Source organism: Streptomyces silvae, assembly GCF_016745505.1.
Taxonomy (GTDB): Bacteria; Actinomycetota; Actinomycetes; order Streptomycetales; family Streptomycetaceae; genus Streptomyces; species Streptomyces silvae.
Map to the genome: position 1 here is coordinate 1 of NZ_JAERUC010000058.1, position 8,535 is coordinate 8,535.

General features: G+C 71.1%; 9 protein-coding genes. 6 read left to right on the forward strand and 3 right to left on the reverse strand.

Going from position 1 to position 8,535, the window contains the following annotated elements; translation table 11 throughout:
* Window positions 1-541: TCP-1/cpn60 chaperonin family protein (locus JKV81_RS07755; RefSeq protein WP_307820501.1), on the forward strand; the 541-nt coding region annotated here is incomplete at its 5' end.
* Between the two features lie 78 nt (window positions 542-619).
* On the opposite strand, the gene JKV81_RS07760 is transcribed toward JKV81_RS07755, so the two are convergent.
* Together JKV81_RS07760 and JKV81_RS07765 are read right to left on the reverse strand one after the other, a co-directional pair.
* The gene (locus JKV81_RS07760) at window positions 620-1,393 is read right to left on the reverse strand and encodes an SDR family NAD(P)-dependent oxidoreductase (RefSeq protein ID WP_099173815.1); all 774 of its coding nucleotides are present in this window, start codon (window positions 1,391-1,393) and stop codon (window positions 620-622) included.
* A 112-nt stretch (window positions 1,394-1,505) separates the two neighbouring features.
* The gene (locus JKV81_RS07765) at window positions 1,506-2,180 is read right to left on the reverse strand and encodes an MOSC domain-containing protein (RefSeq protein WP_129265091.1); all 675 of its coding nucleotides are present in this window, start codon (window positions 2,178-2,180) and stop codon (window positions 1,506-1,508) included.
* Between the two features lie 82 nt (window positions 2,181-2,262).
* On the opposite strand from JKV81_RS07765, the gene JKV81_RS07770 reads away from it, so the two are divergent.
* Window positions 2,263-3,153, forward strand: coding sequence for a LysR family transcriptional regulator (locus JKV81_RS07770; protein ID WP_124274268.1), 891 nt, complete (start codon window positions 2,263-2,265; stop codon window positions 3,151-3,153).
* Window positions 3,154-3,257: 104 nt separating this feature from the next.
* Here the strand turns inward: JKV81_RS07770 and JKV81_RS07775 are convergent, their stop codons facing one another.
* Window positions 3,258-3,587 carry a WhiB family transcriptional regulator gene (locus JKV81_RS07775; RefSeq protein ID WP_099173812.1) on the reverse strand — a complete coding sequence of 110 codons (330 nt, stop codon included), beginning with the start codon at window positions 3,585-3,587 and terminating at the stop codon, window positions 3,258-3,260.
* A gap of 422 nt (window positions 3,588-4,009) precedes the next feature.
* Here JKV81_RS07775 and JKV81_RS07780 point away from each other — a divergent pair, with 422 nt between their 5' ends.
* The 4 genes from JKV81_RS07780 to JKV81_RS07795 all read left to right on the forward strand — a co-directional run bounded on the left by JKV81_RS07780 (window position 4,010) and on the right by JKV81_RS07795 (window position 8,483).
* Window positions 4,010-4,621 (forward strand): response regulator transcription factor, encoded by a 612-nt coding sequence (locus JKV81_RS07780; RefSeq protein ID WP_003948568.1) that lies wholly within the window; start codon window positions 4,010-4,012, stop codon window positions 4,619-4,621.
* Between the two features lie 419 nt (window positions 4,622-5,040).
* Window positions 5,041-5,616: a sigma-70 family RNA polymerase sigma factor gene (locus JKV81_RS07785; protein ID WP_033297643.1), complete on the forward strand. Its 576-nt coding sequence runs from the start codon at window positions 5,041-5,043 to the stop codon at window positions 5,614-5,616.
* Window positions 5,617-5,751: 135 nt separating this feature from the next.
* The gene (gene guaB / locus JKV81_RS07790) at window positions 5,752-7,254 is read left to right on the forward strand and encodes an IMP dehydrogenase (protein ID WP_099173811.1); all 1,503 of its coding nucleotides are present in this window, start codon (window positions 5,752-5,754) and stop codon (window positions 7,252-7,254) included.
* Between the two features lie 104 nt (window positions 7,255-7,358).
* On the forward strand, window positions 7,359-8,483 hold the full coding sequence (locus tag JKV81_RS07795; protein WP_099173810.1) for a GuaB3 family IMP dehydrogenase-related protein: 1,125 nt from the start codon (window positions 7,359-7,361) through the stop codon (window positions 8,481-8,483).
* Window positions 8,484-8,535 lie beyond the last annotated feature (52 nt).

The following is an 8,535-nucleotide window of genomic DNA, read 5'->3' on the forward strand; positions in this document are numbered from 1 at the left end:
GAAGCTCCAGGAGCGCCTCGCGAAGCTGGCCGGCGGCGTGTGCGTGATCCGCGTCGGTGCCGCCACCGAGGTCGAGCTCAAGGAGAAGAAGCACCGTCTGGAGGACGCCATCTCCGCGACCCGCGCCGCGGTCGAGGAGGGCATCGTCTCCGGTGGTGGCTCCGCCCTGGTCCACGCCGTCAAGGTCCTCGAGGGCAACCTCGGCAAGACCGGCGACGAGGCCACGGGTGTCGCGGTCGTGCGCCGCGCCGCCGTCGAGCCGCTCCGCTGGATCGCCGAGAACGCGGGCCTCGAGGGCTACGTCATCACCTCGAAGGTCTCCGAGCTCGACAAGGGTCAGGGCTTCAACGCCGCGACCGGCGAGTACGGCGACCTGGTGAAGGCCGGCGTCATCGACCCGGTCAAGGTCACCCGCTCCGCCCTGGAGAACGCCGCGTCCATCGCGTCGCTGCTGCTCACGACCGAGACCCTGGTCGTCGAGAAGCCGGCCGAGGAAGAGGCCGAGGCCGGTCACGGTCACGGCCACGGTCACTCCCACTAGTACGGCTCCGTACGCCACCGAGGCCCGGTACCCCCGTCGCGGGGGCACCGGGCCTCGGTGCTGTCAGGGGACGGCCGGCTACTGCGGGCCGTACGTCCGGCCCGCGCGTGAGGTCACCCCGCCGAGCAGGCTGCGGGGCGTCAGCTTCACCAGGCCCATCAGCGCCTTGTAGCGCGGGTCCGGGATCGACACCGTCCGGCCACGGGCCAGGTCCGCCAGGGCCGCGGCCACCAGCTTGTCCGCGTCGAGCCACATCCAGTCCGGGATGTTGCCCGTCCCCATCCCGGCCCGCTCGTGGAACTCGGTCCGCACGAAGCCCGGGCACAGCGCCATCAGCCGCACCCCCGAACCCGCGAGGTCCTTCGCCGCGCCCTGGGTGAACTGGACGACCCAGGCCTTCGACGCCCCGTACGTCCCGCGCGGCAGGAAGGCGGCGACGGAGGCCACGTTGACCACCCCGCCGCGACCGCGCTCCCGCATCGAGCCGGCGGCGGCCGACGTCAGACGCAGCACCGCCTCGCAGTGGACCTTCAGCATCGTCAGCTCGTCGGCCGTCGAGACGTCCAGATAGCGGCCCTTGTTGCCGAAGCCCGCGTTGTTCACCAGCAGGTCGACCGGGCTCACCCGGTCCGTCAGCCGGGCGGCGACCGCGTCGATCCCGGCGTCCGTGGACAGGTCGGCCGTCAGCACCTCGGCCTCGATGCCGTGCCTGTCGTGCAGCTCCGTGGCCTGGGCCCGCAGCCGCTCCGTGTCACGGGCCACCAGCACCAGGTTGTGCCCGTCACCCGCGAGCCGCCGTGCGAAGGCGGCCCCGATCCCCGCCGTCGCGCCCGTAATCAGTGCAGTCGTCATAGCGGCACGTTAGCTGCCGCCCGCGGGGGCGCCCGACCCGCGTCCGCTCCCTGGAAGGCGGGCAGGCCGGAGCCGTGATCCTGCGTCCTCCCGCGCCTCCCCGCCGTACGGGTCAGGAGGCGGTGGTCTGCTTCGCCACGTAGGCCCGCGCCGCGCGCAGGGTCTCCGTGTGCAGCGCGTCACCGGCGTCGAGCACCCGGGGCAGCAGCTCCCGCTCGGTGGTGGTCGCCCGGAACTCCAGCGCCGCGGTGATCTCGTGGCCGGGGACGTGCACCACCTCGATCAGGTCGCCCGAACGGATCGTGCCCGGCTCGATCACCCGGAGGTACGCGCCCGTCGCACCCTCACGGGTGAACCGCTTCACCCAGCCACGCTCGCCCATGTGGCCCGCGAACGTACGGCACGGAATCCGGCCCGACGTCACCTCGAGGAGCAGCTCGCCGCCGACGCGCCAGCGCTCCCCGATCCGTGCGTGGCTCACCGTGATCCCGAGCGTCGTCAGGTTCTCGCCGAACGCGCCGTTGGGCAGCGGACGGCCGAGCTGCTTCTCCCAGGCGTCGAGCTCCTCGCGTGCGTACGCGTACACAGCCTGGTCCGAGCCGCCGTGGTGCCGCAGGTCGCACACCGTGTCCCCGGCCAGGCCGCTGCCGCCGGTGCCCTTGGGGCCGGGGTCGGTGACCCGCACGGCGCCGTCGGACGGCTGCTTGCCGATCCCGGTGAGCCCGTCGGCCCCGTCGGTGTGGGGGGAGGGGGTCGGACGGCCGAGATTCACGGTCAGCACCTTCATAACCGGACAGAGTAATCGGCAGGCCCTCAAAGCCGCTGGTGATTAATCGCCCGATGCTGCAAGCGTCGCTTATGGTTGAAGGGTGATCGAAGCCCGCCATCTCCGTGTCCTGCGCGCCGTGTCCACCACCGGTTCGTTCTCCGCCGCCGCGCGCGAGCTGGGCTGCACCCAGCCCGCCGTCAGCCAGCAGATGAAGGCCCTGGAGAGCTCGGCGGGCACCCCGCTGCTGATCCGTACGGGGCGCGAGATGCGCCTGACCCAGGCGGGTGAGGCGCTGGTGCGCCACGCCTCCGGCATCCTCGCGGGGCTGACCGCCGCCGAGGAGGAGATCGCCGCGATCGCCGGCCTGCGGGCCGGCCGGGTCCGGCTCGTGTCCTTCCCGAGCGGGAGCTCCACCCTGGTCCCCGGCGCCCTCGCCGCGCTGCGCGCCGCGCACCCCGGCACCCAGGTCTCGCTCGTCGAGGCGGAGCCGCCGCGCTCGGTGGAGATGCTGCGCGACGGCGACTGCGACATCGCGCTGGCGTTCCGCTACGGGACGGCCGGCGGTGAATGGGACGACCTGGTCGTACGCCCGCTGCTCAAGGACCGGCTGATCGGCCTGGTCCCCGAGGGGCACCGGCTGGCGGGGGCCGACGCGGTGGACATCGGTGAGCTGGCCGACGAGCCGTGGATCGCCGGCTGCCCGCGGTGCAGGCGCCAGCTGGTGGAGGTCTGCGAGGAGTCCGGTTTCACCCCCCGGATCGACTTCGCCACGGACGACTACCCCGCGGTGATCGGTCTCGTCGGGGCGGGCCTCGGGGTCGCCGTCCTGCCCCGGCTGGCCCTCGAATCCGTACGGCCCAAGGGAGCGCGCACCGTGACGGTCGAGCCGGCCGTGGAGCGGGAGATCGTCGCCCTCACCCTGCCCGACCTCGCACGGGTCCCGGCGGTGGCGGCGACCCTGGACCAGCTGTCCCGGGCAGCCGCACGCTGAACCCCTCCGGCACGCCGCACGCGTGATGCCGACCCCGCAGGCGGGCGCTTACGGATGCGCCCTTCCGAGGAAACGTTTCTGCATTCGGCGTGTCGTGCTGGGTGTCAGGTGTGACCGGCCTCCGGGGCCGGTCCCGAGTGGGCGGAGATCAGCCGGTTGCGGGCGCGGCCCATGAGCTCCTCGCGCTCGTCCTCGGTCAGGCCGCCCCATACGCCGTAGGGCTCCCGCACCGCGAGTGCGTGTGCGGCGCACTCGGCGCGCACCGGGCAGCGCATGCAGACCTCCTTGGCCGAGGTCTCACGGGCACTCCGGGCTGCTCCACGTTCTCCTTCGGGGTGGAAGAACAGCGAACTGTCGACCCCGCGGCAGGCGGCCAGCAGCTGCCAGTCCCACAGGTCCGCGTTGGGTCCGGGAAGGCGGGAGAAATCTGCCATTGCGTGTCCCCTCGAAACCTTGCTGGTTCGGAAACGGCTTCCTCGACCGTGGTGCTCGTCGGTGACCTGAGTCCCGACCGTACATCTACGGTGTTAGTAGATGTAAATATGACTGATTGCGAATCTAGCCATAGACGCCCCCAAAAGGGAAGAAAACCCGCTAAATGGGGCAGGCTGTCGGGTGAGACATCGGTTCACGGGTGAACGACCCCGTGTCGCTCTCCTCCGTGCACGGCCTCTCACTTAGAGTGCCGAACCGGATGCTTTGCCCCGTAACTCTTTCGAGTGACCGTCGTTGATGGGGGAGAGGCGGTTGACGGAGAACGAGCTCGGGCAGATGTCCGAGGGGGTCAACCGCACAGGTGACGACTTGTATCAGCCTGGAGGCTCAAGGTGACGCGCATCAGCTGCGGAGGACGGTCATGACATCCGTCCTCGTCTGCGACGACTCCCCGCTTGCCCGAGAAGCGCTCCGCCGCGCGGTTGCGACCGTGCCCGGTGTCGAGCGTGTGACGACGGCGGCCAACGGCGAGGAAGTCCTCCGCCGCTGGGGGGCCGATCGTTCGGATCTGATTCTGATGGACGTACGCATGCCCGGCCTGGGGGGTGTGGAGACGGTCCGGCGGCTGCTCTCGGCGGACCCCGGGGCCAGGATCATCATGCTGACCGTCGCCGAGGACCTGGACGGTGTCGCGCTCGCGGTCGCCGCCGGTGCCCGCGGCTATCTGCACAAGGACGCCTCGCGTGCCGAGCTGCGGGCGACCGTGACCCAGGCGCTCGCCGATCCGACGTGGCGGCTCGCCCCGCGCCGGCTGCGGTCCGCCGAGATGGGCGCGGCGCCGACCCTCACGGCGCGCGAGATCCAGGTGCTCGAAGGCATGAGCCACGGCCGGTCCAACGCGGAGATCGGGCGCGAGCTCTTCCTCTCCGAGGACACGGTGAAGACGCACGCCCGGCGCCTGTTCAAGAAGCTCGGAGCCTCGGACCGTGCGCACGCCGTCGCGCTCGGATTCCGCTGGGGCCTGGTCCGCTGATGCCGCGGCGCGGCCCGTAGCCGTGCGATCCCGTCCGCACTCCGGCGGACGGGGCGGCGGTGGCGGCGGACCTGCGGCCGGGCCCTCCCCACCAGCGCTATGTGACGCTTCCTGGCCGATGCCGCATCCTTGGGGTTGTGGAGTTCCTCGGGGAACATTCGGTCGAGCGGAAGGGGAGGGCGCAGGACATGACATCCGGCGCACCCGCTCAGAACGCTGGAGCACCCGCACAGAACGCCGGAGCGCTCGCTCGCGACGCCGGCGACGTACCTGCTGACGCGACCGCCGGCCGGGCCGGAAGGCCGGGTGACCGTGCCGGCGCATCCGCCGCCCGTGCGGGCGCACCCGCTGATAACGCTTCGGTGCACAACTCGGGACGCGATGCATCGGATCGGACGGCGCCAAGGCACCATGGTCCGATGCGCGAGGACGGGACGACGGTGATCGGTGCTCTGGTGCACCGTGCCGTCGACGGCGACGCGCAGGCCACCCATGACCTGCTGGCCCATGTCCATCCCCTCGCCCTGCGCTACTGCAGGACCCGGCTGAACCGGCTTCCCGGTGATGCCCGTCACTTCGTGGAGGACCTCGCGCAGGAGGTCTGCGTGGCGGTGCTGATGGCGCTGCCTCGCTACAAGGACACCGGCAGGCCCTTCGAGGCCTTCGTCTTCGCCATCGCGGGCCACAAGGTCGCCGACCTCCAGCGGGCCGCGATGCGGCACCCCGGATCGACGGCCGTGCCCTCCGACGAGATGCCTGAGCGGCCCGACGACTCGCTCGGTCCCGAGGAGCGGGCCCTGCTCAGCAGCGACGCGGCCTGGGCCAAGAAGCTGCTCGCCAACCTGCCGGAGAACCAGCGCGAGCTGCTGGTCCTCCGGGTCGCGGTCGGGCTGACCGCCGAGGAGACCGGGCAGATGCTCGGGATGTCCCCGGGCGCCGTCCGCGTCGCCCAGCACCGCGCACTGAGCAGACTCCGCGCCCTCGCGGGCCAGTAGGACCGGTCCGGCCGGCCTCCCGCGGTGTGGAGGAAGCCACAGAACCGCTAGGTGATCTTGCTCGTGGAATGAGACACCCCGTTGGGCCGTTAGCATGGACATCCGCACCGATCAAGGCCATTTGGGGAAGGTGTCATGACTGCAAACGTCGACGGAGTGCCCGAGAAATTCGCGACGCTCGGGCTGACATACGACGACGTGCTGCTGCTGCCGGGCGCATCTGACGTGCTGCCCAACGCGGTCGACACCTCGTCGCTCATCTCGCGGAACGTACGCGTGAACATCCCGCTGCTCTCCGCCGCCATGGACAAGGTGACCGAGGCCCGGATGGCCATCGCCATGGCCCGGCAGGGAGGCGTCGGCGTACTGCACCGCAACCTCTCGGTCGAGGACCAGGTCAACCAGGTCGACCTGGTGAAGCGGTCCGAGTCCGGCATGGTCACCGACCCGATCACCGTGCACCCCGACGCCACGCTCGGCGAGGCCGACGCGCTGTGCGCCAAGTTCCGCATCAGCGGAGTGCCGGTCACCGACGCCGCGGGCAAGCTCCTCGGGATCGTGACCAACCGCGACATGGCCTTCGAGTCGGACCGGACGCGCCAGGTGCGCGAGGTCATGACGCCGATGCCGCTGGTCACGGGCAAGGTCGGCATCTCCGGCGTGGAGGCCATGGAGCTGTTGCGCCGCCACAAGATCGAGAAGCTGCCGCTGGTCGACGAGGCCGGCCTCCTCAAGGGCCTCATCACGGTCAAGGACTTCAAGAAGGCCGAGCAGTACCCGAACGCCGCCAAGGACGCCGAGGGCCGTCTGCTGGTCGGCGCGGCCGTCGGCGCCAGCCCCGAGGCGCTGGACCGCGCCCAGGCACTCGCGTCCGCCGGGGTCGACTTCCTGATCGTCGACACCTCGCACGGCCACAACAGCAACGCCCTCAACTGGATGGCGAAGATCAAGTCGGCCGTGGACGTGGACGTCATCGGCGGCAACGTCGCGACCCGCGACGGCGCCCAGGCCCTGATCGACGCCGGCGTGGACGGCGTCAAGGTGGGTGTCGGACCCGGTTCGATCTGTACCACCCGTGTGGTCGCCGGCATCGGCGTCCCGCAGGTCACCGCGATCTACGAGGCCGCACTGGCCGCCCGCGCGGCGGGCGTCCCGGTCATCGGCGACGGCGGCCTGCAGTACTCCGGCGACATCGGCAAGGCCCTGGTGGCCGGCGCGGACACGGTGATGCTCGGCTCGCTGCTCGCGGGCTGCGAGGAGTCCCCGGGTGAGCTGATGTTCATCAACGGCAAGCAGTTCAAGTCGTACCGCGGCATGGGCTCGCTGGGCGCCATGCAGTCCCGTGGACAGGGCCGCTCGTACTCGAAGGACCGCTACTTCCAGGCCGAGGTCTCCTCCGACGACAAGCTCGTCCCCGAGGGCATCGAGGGCCAGGTGCCCTACCGCGGCCCGCTGGCCAACGTGCTGCACCAGCTCGTCGGCGGTCTCCGCCAGACGATGGGGTACGTGGGCGCGGCCTCGGTCGACGAGATGGAGAGCAAGGGCCGCTTCGTCCGGATCACCTCGGCGGGTCTCAAGGAGAGCCACCCGCACGACATCCAGATGACGGTCGAAGCACCGAACTACAGCAGGAAGTAAGACATCAGCGCAGGTGAGGGGCGGACCGGGGTTCCCGGGACCGCCCCTCATGTGTGTGTCGGGGATACTGGTCAGCGCAGACGTAGAGGGAAAGGCCACACATCGTGACTGAGATCGAGATCGGGCGCGGCAAGCGCGGCCGCAGGGCTTACGCATTCGACGACATCGCTGTCGTACCGAGCCGCCGCACCCGGGACCCGAAGGAGGTCTCGATCGCCTGGCAGATCGACGCCTACCGCTTCGAGCTGCCCTTCCTGGCCGCGCCGATGGACTCGGTGGTCTCCCCGCAGACCGCCATCCGCATCGGTGAGCTGGGCGGCCTCGGCGTCCTCAACCTCGAGGGGCTGTGGACCCGGCACGCCGACCCGCAGGCGCTCCTCGACGAGATCGCGGAGATGCCCGTCGAGACCGCGACCCCGCGGCTCCAGGAGATCTACTCCGCCCCCATCCAGGAGGAGCTGATCGGGCAGCGCATCAAGGAGGTGCGCGACTCCGGTGTCGTCACCGCCGCCGCGCTCTCGCCGCAGCGCACCGCGCAGTTCTCCAAGGCCGTCGTCGACGCCGGCGTGGACATCTTCGTCATCCGCGGTACGACGGTCTCCGCCGAGCACGTCTCCGGTGCCGCCGAGCCGCTCAACCTGAAGCAGTTCATCTACGAGCTGGACGTCCCGGTCATCGTCGGCGGCTGCGCCACGTACACCGCCGCCCTGCACCTGATGCGTACCGGTGCGGCGGGTGTCCTCGTCGGCTTCGGCGGCGGCGCGGCGCACACCACGCGCAACGTCTTCGGCATCCAGGTCCCGATGGCGACCGCGGTCGCCGATGTGGCCGGGGCCCGCCGTGACTACATGGACGAGTCCGGCGGCCGGTACGTCCACGTCATCGCGGACGGCGGCGTCGGCTGGTCCGGCGACATCCCGAAGGCCGTCGCCTGCGGCGCGGACGCCGTGATGATGGGCTCCCCGCTGGCCCGCGCCACGGACGCGCCCGGCCGCGGCCGGCACTGGGGCATGGAGGCCGTCCACGAGGACGTGCCGCGCGGCAAGCTGGTCGACCTGGGCTCCGTCGGTACGACGGAGGAGGTCCTCACCGGCCCCTCGCACAACCCCGACGGCTCGATGAACATCTTCGGCGCCCTGCGCCGCGCGATGGCCACCACGGGCTACAGCGACCTGAAGGAGTTCCAGCGGGTCGAGGTGACGGTGGCGGACTCGCAGCACCGCCGCTGACGTCACCCGCACACATGGGAGGGCCCGGACCGCATATGCGGTCCGGGCCCTC